This window comes from Proteus sp. fly-1067 (genome assembly GCF_040139345.1).
Lineage (GTDB): Bacteria > Pseudomonadota > Gammaproteobacteria > Enterobacterales > Enterobacteriaceae > Proteus > Proteus vulgaris_B.
The window spans coordinates 39,927-55,625 of sequence record NZ_JBEEUL010000006.1; the positions used below are offsets into that span (position 1 = coordinate 39,927).

Here is a 15,699-nt window from a genome sequence, read left to right on the forward strand (position 1 = left end):
TAAGATTATATAAAGTAAAATAATAAAAATGAGTTAACTAAAGATTTACTATCTTTACTTTTTAATTTTATGATAAGTATAACGAGAGGTATTCACCATGTTGATAAATGATATAAAAATAAGTGGCGATAAAAATATATTGCTAGGTAATTCATTGTTCTTTTGCATTCCTTTAAAGAATGATTATCCGGTAAAGATATATGACGAAAAAAAGACTAGAATTATAAAAGGAAAGGCTTTTATTTATAATGCTAAAAATGATGATGTTATTTTCCAATCAGAAAACCAGTCTTGGCGTATTGAAAAACGATCATTTTTTATTTGTGCAAGATTATTGGCATTTATTGATTATGCTCGTGATTTTTCAAAAATGACAGCGATAGGATCTGAATTTGATATTAATCAGCAGATTTTTTATATAGAAGATACTAATAAATCTCTAGAATACGTATTAATAAATGAAGCAATAAAACCAGAAAGCCAATTAGAGTCTCTATTTGTCACAATAAGACACAGTGAAAGTTATTGGCTTATTTTGCATCTTATTAGTTACTTAGATGAGAAAAAAAGTAATATTGCACAAATTGGAGAGCGATATGGAGTATCAGGTACGCATTTTAGACGACTGTGTAAACGTTATTTAGGTAATTGTGGAAAAAGCCAATTGCGTTCATGGCGTGCAGCATCTTCAATTTTAACCACGCTATCAACCGATGAATCATTGACACAAATTGCAGTCGATAATGGATTTAGTTCCGCATCTCATTTCTCTAATGAAATTAAGACGTTATTTGGTATTACACCAACAGAATTTCGTCGAATTGGTCAATATCTTTATGAAAATAAAAAATAAAATTTATTGTGTTATTGGGCTAGCACTTTGTTGCAGTTTATCTTTTCAAACTCAAGCTGCTCAAGGAAAGGTTATTTACACGCATCAGGTGAAAAAACCGGATGTTTTTATTGCGGTTGATACACGAGTCGAGCAATTTTTTCTCGTGTTATCAGATAAACTAGATAAACCTTTTATTCTGAGTAATGCAGTAAAAAAGGAAAGAGTAACTGGAAATTTTGATATTTCCTCACCAGAAGAAGCATTTGAATTGATGGTGAAACGTTTATCATTGCTCTATTTTAATGATGGAAAATCAATCTATATTTATGAAAGCAGTGAGATATTACAAGAACTCTTTCAGGTAAAAAATATAGGTCTAATCGAGCTAAAAGACTATTTACAAGATGTAGGATTATATGATCCACGTTATCCACTGCGTGCAGGTCAAGATCAACGTACTTTTTATATTTCGGGGCCTCCTGTTTATATTAAATTAGTCAAAGCCGCAGCTGAGTTTTTAGATAATGATGCACAAGAAAAAATTAATGAAAATACCAATAACCAAGTACCCGTGGGGAGTTCTCGCTATGGTGATGAGTTTGTACAGATATTTCCATTAAAAAATACCTTTGTACAAGATAGAACTTATACCTTACGCGATGAAACAGTGGTGCTACCGGGTATTACTTCTGTTTTACAGCAGTTATTTATGCACTCTAAAGGAATAGAAAGAACAGCGGTAGAACCTCATAAAACGCTAGAAAATAACGATAGTCAGAAATACGATGAAACGGTAAATAGTATTGAAGAAACGAATGCTCCTATTATAACTAAAATAGGGCAATATAACGTCGAATTAGTGCCATTACCGGGTTCAAATAGTCTTTTAGTAAAGGCAAGCCGAGAGGGATTAATATTAATCGATTCACTCATTTCTCAATTAGATAAACCCAAAAGACAAGTTGAATTGTCGTTATGGATAATCGATATTTCTAAAAATAAAGCAGATAGTTTAGGTGTTAATTGGCAAGCAAGTTATGGCTCGGGTAAAGGTAGCTTCTTTTTTAATACGGCAAGTTTAAGTGTTGTATCTGGTTTTAACTTTTTAGGTAAAATTAAAGCATTGAGTGAAGATGGTGAAGCGCAAATGGTATCTCGCCCAATATTATTAACACAAGAAAATACCCCCGCCATTTTTGATAACAACACGACTTTTTATACTCAAATAAAAGGTGAACGCGTTGCTTCATTAGAATCGACAACATTTGGCACAATGATCAGTGTGTTACCACGTATCGGTAATTCAAGTAAAGATATTGAGATGATCATTAATCTTGAAGATGGTGCAGAAAAAAAAGACGATAATGGTGATGATGAAAGTGTTGAAAAATTACCTGTAATTAACCGTACAAATATTAGTACTGTTGCTCGTGTTTCGGAAGGTGGAAGTTTATTAATTGGTGGGTATACACGAGAAGATAATGTGAAAGCCGAAACTAAAGTTCCTTTTTTAAGTGCTATCCCTTTAGTTGGCCGAGCTTTTAAATATGAGTCTAATAATAATAAAAAAATGATCCGTATTTTTATGCTGCAACCTCGATTATTAGAAAACACGGATGCTGAAGATTTTGGATCTTTAATCGAAAATCCATTTCAACCAATAGATAAAAAAACATCTCAAGCATTAAAACAGCTTCAAGCCTTTATGAGGTAGCACTATGATCGGGCCAATTAATACCTCTAATTCTACAAATTTGGCAAACAATAGTATTGGTAAAAAAAGCCAACAAGAAACAGAGTATAAACAACCAAAAATAAATGAAAGTCAAAACTATCAAAATCAATTAATAGAGATATCTGATGATATGTCTATGGTTGCAACACTATTTTCTCAACGTTTTGGTCAATCATTAGATAAAAAAGCAAATAGAGGACAAAGTACATTATATATTACAGAAGAGGGCTCGGATAAAAAACTTGATAAAGTCATGATGTTATTTAGAAAATCAGGGCGAAGTTTGCAAGAATTGCTCAATTACTTACGTAAAATGTTCCCTGATGAAAGTGATCTCGTTATGGTTTTACGAGAATTACTTAGAAAAAGAAAACTAGGTTCGCAATTAGATGCAGGTATTGAGAATGAGATAAATCGTTTACTTGAAGGTGAAAATGGAAAGCAAATTAGAGCCGGTATTAATATTGCGCTTCAGGCTAAAACATTTGCAAAGTTACTTTCTCTCAATGCTTCGACATTAAGAAATCTTTATCGTAGTTTTATTAATCTTGATTTTGAACCTATTTATTTTTTTAAAATGTGGATAGAAGAATATGATATTAAACAATGTACAATTATCTTGAGTTTTCTAACACAAAGCATAATTTGTGATATGCAATCATCAATGCCAAGTTGTTCTCAAAGTTCAGAGTTTGGTTACTTGCTTGACCGAGTTAATAAATTACGGGCTTTAAGTAGTTTTATAGAAATCAATATAGATAAACTCGAAAAACAAGATTTAAAAAATAAAATAACAGATAAAGAACTGTATCAATTGATTTTTCATGGAATGACATTTCCAGAAGAAATGGAAAAGTATTTAGTCTCTCTTTTAGAAAATGAATGGATAAATTATTTGGTTAATATGAAAATGAAATTATTACAAGGGCTAAAGACGATATTCAATAATTATCCTGAATCATTATATTTATCTTATGAATTTAAAGATGAATGCCAAATAATTATACAAAAACTTATAGATAATTACCTCCAATTAGAACAATATCAACAAAGAAAATAAATAAAAAATAATTTATGGATAATTTCTATGATTTATAGATTCCTATTGGCAATAAAAAACAAACCAGAGCTAATCGTATTATCGGTTATGATTTTGGTTATTATGATGTTAATTATACCCTTGCCAACGTATATTGTGGATTTCCTTATTGGATTGAATATTACTATTTCTCTTCTTATTTTTATGAGTTCATTTTATATTACCCGAATATTGAACTTTATGACCTTTCCAGCATTATTATTGATTACGACACTTTTTCGGCTTGCTCTTTCTATTAGTACAAGTCGATTAATATTGTTAGATGCTGATGCCGGTGAAATTATTATGTCATTTGGTGAGTTTGTTATCGGTGAAAATTTAGTCGTTGGTTTTGTAGTTTTCTCTATTGTCACTGTCGTGCAATTTTTAGTGATTACTAAAGGCTCTGAGCGTGTTGCAGAAGTTGCGGCACGCTTTTCTTTGGATGGTATGCCCGGAAAACAAATGAGTATTGATGCTGATTTAAAATCCGGCATTATTACTAATGAAGAAGTAAAAATAAGAAGAAAAGAATTAGGTCAAGAAAGCCAATTATATGGATCTTTTGATGGTGCAATGAAATTTATTAAAGGCGATGCTATTGCGGGCATTATCATTATTTTTGTTAACTTAATTGGGGGTATTTCTGTCGGTATGGCGCAAATGGATTTATCAATTTCACAGGCGTTACATACTTATACACTTTTGACCATTGGTGATGGGCTTGTTGCCCAAATTCCTGCATTGCTGATTTCTATTAGTGCGGGTTTTATTGTCACGCGTGTTGGTGGTGAAAATAATAATCTTGGATTTAGCATTATGAATGAATTGCTTGCTCAAGATTTTGCATTATTAGTGACGGCCATCCTTGCTTTTGTTATTGGTTTTTTACCTGGTTTTCCAACGCCTGTTTTCCTTATTTTATCGATAATATTAGGAGGCTATTTCTTTAAAAAAAAATGGAAAAGCAAGAAAAAAGTAGCCTCTACAGAAAATGAGGATGAAAAAAATGAAGATAATGCTTCAGATCCTGAAGGTAAAAAAAGTATTATTTCAAACCTATTTTCAAATAAAAATGAATTAGATGATGAAAATAGTTTGTTAACTGAGAACATTACTTTATCTCAAGCAGAAACATTACCTTTAATTATTACCGTATCCTCGAAGAAGAAAGCGTATCTTTCAAAATTAGTGTTCGAAAAATGGTTGAAAAAAGAGTTTATTTTACAATATGGTGTATTGCTTCCTGATATTGTTATTCATTACTCAGATATAATTGATGAAAATAAAATTATTATTTTAATAAACGAAGTTAAGGCTGATGAATTTGATTGCCCTTTTCCCTTTGTTTATATTGAAAATTCTAATGATGAACTTTTATCTTTAGATTTTAAATTGTTAGAAATTAAGGATGATGATGTTAGCCATTATTGGGTTAATAAAAATGAGGCGGATAAATTAGCATCGTTAGATTATAAAGTAGAATTACCAGAAAATTATTTCTATAGAAAATTCTCCAACTTGATTACATTAAATATTGTTGAATTTCTTGGAATACAAGAGACAAAAAATATACTTGATAAAATAGAGGAAAACTCACCAGAGCTATTAAAAGAGTGTTATAGACAAGTATCTATTCAACGAATTAATGATGTTTTACAACGTCTAGTGCAAGAAAAGATCCCTATTAGAAATATAAAAACAATTATAGGAGGATTAGTACAATGGGGAAGTAGAGAAAAAGATCCTGTGCTTTTAACGGAACATATACGATCACTACTTTCACGTTATATTAGCCAATTTTTTTCAAAAGATGGAAAGTTTAATGTGATTATTTTATCTCATGATGTAGAAGAGATTATTCGTGGTGGAATAAGACAGAGTTCATCAGGGACATTTTTAAATTTAGAACCTGCGGAGCTTGATATGATAATAGAAAAAATATCTACCGCTATTGATGAGATTAAATATATTCAAGATTATGTCTTTTTAACAGCAATAGATATAAGACGATTTGTTAAAAAACTGATAGAAACGCAATATCCACAATTATCTGTATTGTCTTATGATGAAATTACATCTGACATTGAAATTAACGTTTTACAATCTATTTAGGAGAGATTATGTCTGTTGATCTAGCAAGTTTAATTATGGATGCTATGAATGTAATTGGCCGCAATGATTTATTTTCAGAGGGAAAATCTGTTGATAATCATTCAACAATAACAATTAGCTTAGGTGATATGCCCGATATTAATTTATTGGTTGTTGATGAGGTTCCTATGATCTGGTCTGTGCTTGGTGAATATGATGAAAACTTATTATCACAATGTAGCACATCATTATTATTAATCAGTATTAATAATCAAATGGAGAGTTTTTATCCGGGGCAGCCTGCTTTAGTGAAAGTCGAATCGGAATTAGAACTACGTGCCTCATTTATGCCCATTGCTTTACAAAATGGTGAATCAATGGCAAAGGCAATTGATGAATATTTCCAAATGATGAATAGCGTTCATCAACAGTTTGTTGGATAAAAAATGAACAATGCATTTTCAATATTTCATCACGCGGCTCATCCTATGCGAATACAAGGTAATATTCTTGAAGTTACGCTACGAGATGTATTTATTGGAGAAATTTGTCTATTAAAAGATTCAATCATTAATGGTCATATTATTGGTGAAGCGATCGTGATTGGTTTCCGCAATGGTATTACGATTTTAAGTATGATGGGAAGTTCGCAAGGTTATTCTTTGCAAATAATCGTAGTACCGACGGGAAATGCTTTTTCAGTCGCTTTAAGCCCCAATGTTTTAGGGAGTATGATTGATATTAAAGGTAACTATTTATTACGCTTTAGTAATAAAAAAATAGAAGAAGAAAACTTCTATTCATATTTACCTATTGATGGTCATCCTCCCTTATTTAGTGAAAGGCGTCCTATCACCACAATTTTTGAATCAGGTGTTCGTGCAGTTGATGGATTATTAAGTTGTGGGTTAGGGCAACGAATGGGAATTTTTGCCAGTGCTGGAACGGGTAAAACAATGCTTATGAATATGTTTATCCGTTTTTCTCAAGCTGATGTTTTTGTTATCGGGTTAATTGGTGAAAGAGGACGTGAAATCACAGAGTTTGTCGAGGAATTAAAAGCAGATAAACGATGCGAAAAAACAGTATTAATTTGCTCAACCTCAGATCAACCCGCAATAGAGCGTTGTAATGCAGCATTAGTTGCCACTACAGTTGCTGAATACTTCCGAGAACAAGGCAAGAATGTCGTATTATTTATTGACTCAATGACACGTTATTGCCGAGCTTTAAGGGATGTTGCTCTTACGGCAGGCGAACTTCCTGTTCGCAAAGGTTATCCTGCTTCTGTGTTTGATAAATTGCCCGCGATCTTAGAAAGACCAGGAGTGACTCAAAAAGGTTCAATCACGGCATTTTACACTGTCTTGCTTGAAAGTGATGATGAGCCTGATGCTATAGGAGAAGAAATTCGTTCTATTTTAGATGGACATATTTATCTTTCACGAAAAATTGCCGCTTCGGGTCATTATCCTGCGATTGATATTTTAGGCAGTGTAAGCCGTATTTTTCAGCAAGTAACCCATGTTGAGCAGCAAAAAGCAGCCTTGAAAATAAGACAAATATTGATGCGTTTACAGGATATTAAATTATTACAAGAGGTGGGTGAATATCGTGCGGGTGAAAATGAGTTAAACGATCTTGCTGTAAATAAACAATCAGCAATAGAGGCTTTTCTTGTTCAATCTTTCAAAGAAAAAGCCGATTTTCAACAAACTTTGAATCAACTTTATGCGCTTACCTCTTAATCAACAGGTATTGATGAATGCTATTGCTAAGCGCCAGCAAAGAATAGAAAGAGAGCAACAAAAGTATCAACAGTTAATAAAAGAAGCTGAAGACAAGAAAAAAGAACAAATGTTATTAGCTTCTGCGCTGGAAAATGAAGTCCCTATGTATGAAAAGGCAGGGCATTATTCTACTCTTTCGTTAAATCAACAAAAACGTAAACAAGCTATTGTCTTAGTGTCATTGAATATTTCTATTACTCAAATTAAGGAAATAGAGTATCAATTAGAAAAATTAAAAAAAGGAAGCCTAAAGTTACAAAAAGAAAGGGAAGTGACGATCAAAAAACAAAATAAAATAAAGCTTTATCTTGAAAGAAAAGCATTAGAGAAAGAGTTATATATTGAAAGATTAGAACAGAACGAAATACAGGAGATGGTATTGTATGATATTAATAAAGACAGATAATGTTAACTTGAATACAAATTTATCCAATGAAAAAAATAGTGAGAATAAGTCTGTTTTTTCTAAAAAACCATCATTTCCTTCTGCTGATTTGCAATTATCGATGTCTAATGATGAAAGTATTTCCTCTAAAAATCGCAGTAAGATAAAACAAAAATTAGATGATTTTTATCATCTAAATCATCAGGATGATATTGAACTAAAAAATTATCTAAAAACAAAATCCAATAAGATAAAATCTAAAGATGAAAAGGAAGAAACCGATTTTTTAAATTTAGAAGGATTATTATTAACCCAAAGAAAAATATTTTCACAAATTTTCGCTCATGCAAAGAAAGTGAAAATAGAAAAAAGAACACTATCAGATCATGAAAGTAAAAAAGTACCGATTTCTTCTAATATAACAATGGCAAGTGATTTTAAATCAACTAAAGGCATAAGTATTAGTCCTTCTGATGGTAAAAAGGAAAGTAAACTAGATATTAATGAGTTAGGTTTTCTTGGTGAAAGTAATGCCGTCAATCAGAAACTAGAAAGTGTAGAAAAAAAGAAAGACATTAATCCTAATGTAGTAGAAGTAGATAACAAAATAGAAAAAAAAGTAGAAAATAAACAGCATCCTTATGAAGAAAAACGCTCTTTTTCTGAAAATAATACTGCATTTAAAATAAAAGAGAATGCATCGGATCTTCACAATAATATAATAGAAAAATCACATTATTCAGGCCCTGAAAATAATCATTCAAGCAGTAAAAAAATAGAGAAAAATGGTCTTTCATTTGATACAGCAAGACAAAAATTGAATGAAAAAAAAGTAAAGGAAGAAGTTAATGATATATCTATGTTCAATAATATAAAACCAGAGTATCAACAGAAAATACAAGAACCCTTAATAGATAAAAAACTACTTGATATACCTGCTTTAAGTCTTCTTTATAAAGAAGTATCAAAGATGACTCAACCTCCTAGTATTACTTATGTTTTTAAAAAATGGGGAAGTGCGCTTCATCAGATGAAAATTAATTTTGATATCAATAAAAAGATCGAATTGACTGCTTCAACTGGACGCGTTTATCAATTCTCTTTAGATAACTTTCATCAATATCAAGGGCGATTAGCGCTTTCATTAGAAAATGATAATTCTCATTGGCAGATTAATGCAATTGATCCTTCCGATGATAAAGAAGATGAAAAATGATCTTATCAGATGTTAAAGAGAGTATTAGTCAGGATCAAAATAGCAATTCAATGAGAATCCTATCTTCTTTATACGAAGCGCAATTGCCTATCGCATCTGCTTATTATTTTAAAATAAAAGGGAAGAATACATTAGGTTTATTTACAGGGCTTGTTGCCGTTAACCAAGCCATGGATAACTTGTATGCTGAAAAAAAAATAGATTGGGAGACGGTTCCTGAAGCTTATCTTCGCGTTCTATTCTCACAGAAATGTTCACAATTATTGTTTCCTTTTTCGAAAGAAGAGATGTCAGTAACTGTAGATAATATCTGTTTAGGAGAGCAGAAAAAAGTTAGTTATCCCTTTGTTAATACCTCAATAGGAGATGTATTTATTTGCTCTTTTGAGGGGCATTATGAATGGATGTTGTCCTCAAAAAATGAAATAAATGCTATTGCTCAATTCCATCTCGGTAATAGCAAAATGTCTGTTTCGTTATTAAAAACCCTTTCTTTGGGCGATATTGTGCTGATTGATAGTATTGATTCTTCACTGATTATTGGTGAAAAAAAATGGATGAGTTATCAATGGCAAGAAGGAGAAAACATGGTGGTTTTAGAAGAAGAGTTGCTGAATAATGAAGTAGAGAAAGAAGCATTAATAGACGATATTGATACAAATATAGCGACACAAGACAATAGGGATTTAAAATCAATTGGTACTATTCCTATCACCCTGTCTTTTTTACTCGAAAGTAAAGTATTACCTATTGAGGAAATTGAAAAACTAGCTATAGGGCAACAAATTATATTATCTGATAATGCCTCACGACATATTACATTAGTTGTTAATGGTGTTGCTATTGCTCAAGGGGAATTAATTAAAGTGGGTGAACGATTAGCTGTGGAAATTCAACGTTCCCATTTATTGCAAGACTAAATATATGGAAAGCTCAACAACGCTCATTTTAACGTTAGCACTAGCAACATTAGCTCCTTTTATTATTGCTGCTGGAACCTGCTACTTAAAATTTTCAATCGTACTTGTTATGACTCGTAATGCTTTAGGTGTTCAGCAAGTGCCTTCTAATATGGTACTCAATGCAATTGCATTAATGATGGCTTTGTTTGTTATGACACCAATAGCAAAAAATACCTATCAATATCTTATTGAAAATCCGGTTGATATAACCTCTCCCGATTCTTTTGAGCGATTTTCTGATGATGCATTAGAGGAATATAAACAATATTTGTACAAATATTCTGATCCTGAATTATTAGATTTTTTTGAACAAGCACAAGGCAATCGACCTGATAGCTATGGCGAGAAAGAAAATATAGAAAAATCGTTGTTATCACTACTTCCCGCATATGCATTAAGTGAAATAAAATCTGCCTTTATTATTGGTTTTTATCTTTATCTACCTTTTATTGTTATTGATTTAGTTGTTTCTTGTATTTTATTAGCGTTGGGGATGATGATGATGAGCCCAATCACATTATCAGTGCCGTTAAAATTAATTTTATTTATCGCTATGGATGGTTGGACTCTATTAGCTAAAGGACTAATTAATCAATATCTTGAACTCATGGCGGTAAGGTAATGGATATGGTTTATGCGGCAAATAAAGCCGTTTATTTAGTGATATTACTTTCAGCAGGACCTATTGCCATTGCGACATTCATTGGATTGGCGATTGGTTTATTACAGACCATTACACAAATACAAGAACAGACATTGCCTTTTGGTGTAAAACTTGTTGGCGTTTTTGTTTGCTTATTAGTCACTATGGGGTGGATGGGTGATAAAATATTAGTGTATGCAAAAGAGATGATGGCGCTAGGATTTGCAGGATAAATAATATGTTAATACTGCTAGGGTATATACAGACTTATTTAGTTGATCTTTTTTTACTTGTCGCAAGATTATTTCCTATCTTTCTTTTTATTCCTTTTTTAAATAGTCGTATTCTTAATAGCCAATTATTAAAATATATCATTATTTTTTATATCGCTATGGGAATTAGACCCAACATTATTATTACAGATGAAGTAAGAAATATATGGGAGATAATATTATTAAGTGAATTACTTCTTGGCGTTTTAATTGGGATTCTTTTTGCCACTCCATTTTGGATTGCGTCTGCATTTGGCGAGTTTATTGATAACCAACGGGGCGCTAGTATTGGGGATACTATCAATCCAACTACGGGAATTGAGTCTTCTGAATTCGCTTCATTAACGGGTTTATTTTGTGCTGCCTATTTTTTATCGACAGGCGGGCTAACCTTATTAATGAGTACGATAAAAGATAGCTATGATGTATTTCCTATTGGCTATTTTAACAAAGAAATTGGTTATTCTTTCATTGGTAACTGGCTAAATAATATGGTTTGTACTGCGCTTGTTTTGGTTTCACCTGTACTGATTATTATGTTTTTGAGCGAAGTGGCATTGGGGGTTTATTCTTTATTTTGTCCTCAGCTAAATGCATTTTCACTATCATTATGTATAAAAGGAATTATTGCCTTTATATCATTACTGATTTTCTTTACTTCGGCGATGACCACAGAGCTTTATGAATTTTTTAATAATAGATACTTTTATACGATTTTTATGAGTATTTATCATGGCTGAAAAAACAGAAAAGCCCACCCAGAAAAAACTCGATGACTCTGCAAAAAAAGGGCAAATTTTTAAGAGTAAAGAGCTGACATCAGGGCTTGTCTATCTTATTGGTGTTATATATTTATTTCATCAAGTAAATTTAGATGAATTTAGTCGCTTTTATCAATCATTGTTACTCAATCCAATGAATATTACATTAAAGAGCTATACAGGTGTTATCTATCGACTCTTTTTTGATATTGTTTTACCCATCTTACTGGTAACTTTTTTATCTGGTGCGATCCCTTCTTTATTTAGTTCACGATTTAAGCTTGCGACTGAAGCCATTAAAATTGATATTAATCATATTAATCCAATATCTGGATTTAAAAAAATATTTAGCATAAGAACAATAAAAGATCTTTTAAAAACATTATTATTTATAGTTATATTTTTAATTACTTGTTATGTTTTTATTATTTTACATAGTACGGAAATATTTATATTATACCGCTCGAGTTTAAATATTATTGTTGATAAATGGTGTTCACTAGTCGTTAATTTTGTATTTGTATTTTTTATTCTTTCAATACCTATTCTTATTTTAAATATTATTGCTGATTTCTTTATCTTTATGAAAGATATGATGATGGAAAAACATGAAGTTAAACAAGAATATAAGAATATGGAAGGTGATCCTGAAATAAAATCAACTCGACGACAGTTCCATCAGGAATTACTTGATGAACCCATGAAAAAAGTGATCCGGGATTCATCTGCCGTTATTGTCAATCCAACCCATGTGGCGGTTGGTATCTATTTTGATCCTGATAATGGCATTATGCCTTTAGTTTCATTGAGTTGTATTAATGATAAAGCATTGGCAGTGAAAGCTTATGCTAAAAAAGTGGGAACGCCTATTGTTCGTTATCCTGAGCTGGCGAGAAAAATTTATCATAAATATCATTTATTTGATGTAATGATAGATCAAGATTTATTAGATGTTATGGATATTCTTATTTGGCTTAAGAGAATAGAAAATGAAGGATTATTAAGAGAAGAGATGGATTATACAAATTATTGATTGCTTTACGTGATGCATTCGATGTTTTAATTATAAAAATAATGCATTTGTATTTATAAATATAGGCGTGTGTTTTATTAAAGTAATTAATTAATAATCATCCTAGAATTTTACTATTAATTATTCATCATCGATGAAAGGATTAAAATAATGTCATTACATGAAAAAATGTCAAAAAAAGAACTTGATCAATTAGCAAACTATATTGTTTCCATTGTTCAAAATGGAACATCAATCAAGGATGAAGGTGCTATTCCAGAAGGATTTATGGAAGGAATTTATTCATTTGCTTATGACTTCTACCAGAAAGGAAAACTGGATGAAGCTGAGGCTATTTTCAAATTTTTATGCCTCTATGATTTCTATAATGTCGATTACATTATGGGATTAGCCGCAGTTAAACAACTAAAAAGACAATATCAACCTGCTATTGATTTTTATGCACTTGCTTATTTAAATGCTAAAAAAGATTATCGACCTGTTTTTTATGCTGGACAATGTAATTTATCTTTAGGTGATAAAGAAAAAGCAAAATATTGTTTTGATCAGGTTTCAAAAAACATTAATGATGAATCAATAAAAGAAAGAGCATTAATCTATTTAGAATCATTAAAAGATGTTCCTCTTATCATTCTTGATGAAAATAAGGAAGAACAACATGAGTGAAATATATAAAACTAATAGATCTGATAATATGATTAATTCTATTCCACTTCCTTCAATGGAAGTGGAAAAGGTGACTAAAGGATCAACCCAACAAGCACAACGAATTAACGCGTCGAGTGAGCATATTGTCTCTTTACAACTTAAAGGTAAAGATGATCAAACGTTAGCACCGATTCTTAGACTACCTGTTGAGAGTAAAAGAATAACTCAACGAATTGATTTCGAAAATGAATCTCAATTTAAAACAAAATCATTTTCTACTCAAAAAACAAAAACAGGTATTGACGAACATAACAATAATAAAGGTGAAATTGATCAAAATAGACAGGTTTTTTCACATGTAGAAGAAAAAAAAGATAATATTCAAGTCAATAAAAAGAATGACTATGATGAAAATAAGGAGACTCAATTCGCTGGAAAAAATGTTTCACACTCTCCTTCTTTTATTTCTGCACCTTCAGAAAGTAAAAAATCAAATAAAGATTATGATTTTTTATTTTTACAACTCTCATATCAAAATATTATTCATCAAAATGTATTAGATAGGATTAAAGATCCCGATAAACTTGAATATTATATGGATAAGCTAGATAGATTATCCAAAGGTATTAATGGATTAAGGGATGATTTTCGAAAAATATTAAATGAAATTAAAAACAATAAAGATGCTCTTGTTGATTATTGGATGGAAATTTTTAATCAAATAAAAAACAATAATTTCAAAACAGAAGAAGATGTTTATAATTTTTTAAAGAATAAAAATATCCCTAAATCACTTATTAACGAATTATTATCAGATAATATTAAATCAAAATCAGATATGGAAAGTTTACTTAAAAAAACTTTTCCATTCTTAGATCTACCTAATGATATTTCTAATATTTCATTGGATGATCTAGATAAATTATACAATCAGTTATTTCATTTTTTTGAAGATGCTTTTAAATACATGCCTGATGTTTCACTCAGTGAAGATAAAATAAATAAAATAACGTCTCATACTGATGAATTAAAAGCATTAATTAATAAAAAAGAAAATGAATCAATAAAAACAAAGCTTGAGCAAGCAAAAGAGGTTTATCGTGAATTAACCGTATCTCAAAGTGCATTAGAGCTTGAGATTATGTCTGACACATTGTCAGGTATGGCGCTACTGACTTTTCTATTAGCAAAAACAAGAGAGCTAACATTGAAAGTCATGCTACAACGCTCTGAAGGCGAGCAAAAGCTATTTGATGAAATGCAGGACGTGACCGAAAAATCATTAAAAGATAAAATAGAAGATCAAAAAGCACAAATAAAAAAACAAGAAGAAATTCAATTTTGGGCAGGTATTGGTTTAAAAATATTAGGTGGATTACTGACTTTAGTTGCTGGGATTGCTTCTGTTTTTACAGCAGGCGCTTCGATGGCGCTAATGGGAATTGCAGTTGCACTATTTGTTGCTGATGTGGCTTTAACGGTTGCTGATGAGGTTTATCAGGCGGTAAACAACAAATCCTTTATGGATGAAATAATGGGGCCCATTTCAGAAGCCGTAATGAGCGCAATAGATAGCATTGTTGATTTTCTCGCTGATGCGCTTAACTCTACATTAGACGTATTAAAAAATATTGGCTTAGAAAAAATAGTCAATGAATTAAAAGCCGCGATACAAGATAAAATAAAAATCGCATTAAAGATTTTAATCACTACCGCGTTATTTGTTGCCGCAATTGGATTAAGTTTTATTGTTGGTTCTGCTGCTAATGCAATATCTGGAGTTGCAAAGAAAATAGTGAACCAACAGATGCGAGATACGCTAAAAAAAGTATTGCATGATTCTCTAGAAGCAATGTTAGGTAAGATGATCAAAGAAATTATTATCGAAACTTTTGAAAAAGTGATGGAGAAAATTAATAAGCTACTAGCTAAAGAAATATCTGATAAAGCATTGACTATGCTAAATAGAACCGTCGTTGTTTCTAAATTAGTGAATTCAACAGCAATAAATGCCGTTAATATTTACAGCACAACCATCTCGACAAAGATATTACAATCAATCGCAGATAGTAAAAAAATAGAGGCAATATTAGATCTTATTCAAAAATTAATGGATAAGATCATGGAAAGTTATCATGAAAATATTGATGCCATTACTGAGATATTAAAAAATATGAGTCAGCAATCTTCAATAAGTAATAAAGCAAAATCAGATATGATAAGAAATATGTCTTTCTAAATTAGAAT

The 15,699-nt window shown here is 31.0% G+C and carries 15 protein-coding genes; all 15 read left to right on the forward strand.

Features of this window, described 5'->3' with window-relative positions:
* Nucleotides 1-97: 97 nt before the first annotated feature.
* The 15 genes from ABN217_RS10150 (at nucleotide 98) to sctE (ending at nucleotide 15,691) form a co-directional block, all read left to right on the forward strand.
* Nucleotides 98-853, forward strand: a complete 756-nt coding sequence (locus ABN217_RS10150) for a helix-turn-helix domain-containing protein (RefSeq protein WP_072069126.1) — start codon at nucleotides 98-100, stop codon at nucleotides 851-853.
* Nucleotides 837-2,549, forward strand: coding sequence for a type III secretion system outer membrane ring subunit SctC (gene sctC / locus ABN217_RS10155; RefSeq protein ID WP_196554538.1), 1,713 nt, complete (start codon nucleotides 837-839; stop codon nucleotides 2,547-2,549). The genes ABN217_RS10150 and sctC overlap by 17 nt, the downstream gene beginning before the upstream one ends.
* A gap of 4 nt (nucleotides 2,550-2,553) precedes the next feature.
* Nucleotides 2,554-3,630 (forward strand): type III secretion system gatekeeper subunit SctW, encoded by a 1,077-nt coding sequence (gene sctW, locus ABN217_RS10160; protein ID WP_197269836.1) that lies wholly within the window; start codon nucleotides 2,554-2,556, stop codon nucleotides 3,628-3,630.
* Between the two features lie 27 nt (nucleotides 3,631-3,657).
* Nucleotides 3,658-5,763 carry an EscV/YscV/HrcV family type III secretion system export apparatus protein gene (locus tag ABN217_RS10165; protein WP_196554536.1) on the forward strand — a complete coding sequence of 702 codons (2,106 nt, stop codon included), beginning with the start codon at nucleotides 3,658-3,660 and terminating at the stop codon, nucleotides 5,761-5,763.
* A gap of 8 nt (nucleotides 5,764-5,771) precedes the next feature.
* Entirely contained in the window at nucleotides 5,772-6,185 is a 414-nt protein-coding gene (locus tag ABN217_RS10170; RefSeq protein ID WP_072069124.1) for an InvB/SpaK family type III secretion system chaperone, read from the forward strand.
* Nucleotides 6,186-6,188: 3 nt separating this feature from the next.
* Nucleotides 6,189-7,490 carry a type III secretion system ATPase SctN gene (gene sctN, locus ABN217_RS10175; protein ID WP_072069123.1) on the forward strand — a complete coding sequence of 434 codons (1,302 nt, stop codon included), beginning with the start codon at nucleotides 6,189-6,191 and terminating at the stop codon, nucleotides 7,488-7,490.
* Nucleotides 7,474-7,938, forward strand: coding sequence for a type III secretion protein (locus tag ABN217_RS10180; protein ID WP_349439458.1), 465 nt, complete (start codon nucleotides 7,474-7,476; stop codon nucleotides 7,936-7,938). Before sctN ends, ABN217_RS10180 begins: the two co-directional genes overlap by 17 nt.
* Nucleotides 7,916-9,133, forward strand: coding sequence for a hypothetical protein (locus ABN217_RS10185; protein WP_196554534.1), 1,218 nt, complete (start codon nucleotides 7,916-7,918; stop codon nucleotides 9,131-9,133). Before ABN217_RS10180 ends, ABN217_RS10185 begins: the two co-directional genes overlap by 23 nt.
* Nucleotides 9,130-10,053, forward strand: a complete 924-nt coding sequence (locus tag ABN217_RS10190) for a FliM/FliN family flagellar motor switch protein (protein WP_349439459.1) — start codon at nucleotides 9,130-9,132, stop codon at nucleotides 10,051-10,053. Before ABN217_RS10185 ends, ABN217_RS10190 begins: the two co-directional genes overlap by 4 nt.
* A 4-nt stretch (nucleotides 10,054-10,057) precedes the next feature.
* A complete protein-coding gene (locus tag ABN217_RS10195; RefSeq protein WP_196554532.1) occupies nucleotides 10,058-10,717 on the forward strand; it encodes an EscR/YscR/HrcR family type III secretion system export apparatus protein in 660 nt (219 codons plus the stop codon).
* A complete protein-coding gene (gene sctS / locus ABN217_RS10200; RefSeq protein WP_196554531.1) occupies nucleotides 10,717-10,971 on the forward strand; it encodes a type III secretion system export apparatus subunit SctS in 255 nt (84 codons plus the stop codon). Before ABN217_RS10195 ends, sctS begins: the two co-directional genes overlap by 1 nt.
* 5 nt (nucleotides 10,972-10,976) lie before the next feature.
* Entirely contained in the window at nucleotides 10,977-11,750 is a 774-nt protein-coding gene (sctT, locus tag ABN217_RS10205) for a type III secretion system export apparatus subunit SctT (RefSeq protein ID WP_196554530.1), read from the forward strand.
* Nucleotides 11,743-12,804, forward strand: coding sequence for an EscU/YscU/HrcU family type III secretion system export apparatus switch protein (locus ABN217_RS10210; protein WP_197269838.1), 1,062 nt, complete (start codon nucleotides 11,743-11,745; stop codon nucleotides 12,802-12,804). The genes sctT and ABN217_RS10210 overlap by 8 nt, the downstream gene beginning before the upstream one ends.
* Nucleotides 12,805-12,954: 150 nt before the next feature.
* Complete coding sequence (sicA, locus tag ABN217_RS10215) at nucleotides 12,955-13,470, forward strand: type III secretion system translocator chaperone SicA (RefSeq protein ID WP_072069113.1); 516 nt, start codon at nucleotides 12,955-12,957, stop codon at nucleotides 13,468-13,470.
* A complete protein-coding gene (gene sctE, locus ABN217_RS10220; RefSeq protein WP_340893974.1) occupies nucleotides 13,463-15,691 on the forward strand; it encodes a type III secretion system translocon subunit SseC family protein in 2,229 nt (742 codons plus the stop codon). Before sicA ends, sctE begins: the two co-directional genes overlap by 8 nt.
* The last annotated feature ends 8 nt before the right edge of the window (nucleotides 15,692-15,699 follow it).

Excerpts from the sequence above, each read along its gene's own strand:
- ABN217_RS10150 (WP_072069126.1), top strand. The coding sequence starts at position 98 with ATGTTGATAAATGATATAAAAATAAGTGGCGATAAAAATATATTGCTA.
- sctC (WP_196554538.1), top strand. The coding sequence starts at position 837 with ATGAAAATAAAAAATAAAATTTATTGTGTTATTGGGCTAGCACTTTGT.
- sctW (WP_197269836.1), top strand. The coding sequence starts at position 2,554 with ATGATCGGGCCAATTAATACCTCTAATTCTACAAATTTGGCAAACAAT.
- ABN217_RS10165 (WP_196554536.1), top strand. The coding sequence starts at position 3,658 with ATGATTTATAGATTCCTATTGGCAATAAAAAACAAACCAGAGCTAATC.
- ABN217_RS10170 (WP_072069124.1), top strand. The coding sequence starts at position 5,772 with ATGTCTGTTGATCTAGCAAGTTTAATTATGGATGCTATGAATGTAATT.
- sctN (WP_072069123.1), top strand. The coding sequence starts at position 6,189 with ATGAACAATGCATTTTCAATATTTCATCACGCGGCTCATCCTATGCGA.
- ABN217_RS10180 (WP_349439458.1), top strand. The coding sequence starts at position 7,474 with ATGCGCTTACCTCTTAATCAACAGGTATTGATGAATGCTATTGCTAAG.
- ABN217_RS10185 (WP_196554534.1), top strand. The coding sequence starts at position 7,916 with ATGATATTAATAAAGACAGATAATGTTAACTTGAATACAAATTTATCC.
- ABN217_RS10190 (WP_349439459.1), top strand. The coding sequence starts at position 9,130 with ATGATCTTATCAGATGTTAAAGAGAGTATTAGTCAGGATCAAAATAGC.
- ABN217_RS10195 (WP_196554532.1), top strand. The coding sequence starts at position 10,058 with ATGGAAAGCTCAACAACGCTCATTTTAACGTTAGCACTAGCAACATTA.
- sctS (WP_196554531.1), top strand. The coding sequence starts at position 10,717 with ATGGATATGGTTTATGCGGCAAATAAAGCCGTTTATTTAGTGATATTA.
- sctT (WP_196554530.1), top strand. The coding sequence starts at position 10,977 with ATGTTAATACTGCTAGGGTATATACAGACTTATTTAGTTGATCTTTTT.
- ABN217_RS10210 (WP_197269838.1), top strand. The coding sequence starts at position 11,743 with ATGGCTGAAAAAACAGAAAAGCCCACCCAGAAAAAACTCGATGACTCT.
- sicA (WP_072069113.1), top strand. The coding sequence starts at position 12,955 with ATGTCATTACATGAAAAAATGTCAAAAAAAGAACTTGATCAATTAGCA.
- sctE (WP_340893974.1), top strand. The coding sequence starts at position 13,463 with ATGAGTGAAATATATAAAACTAATAGATCTGATAATATGATTAATTCT.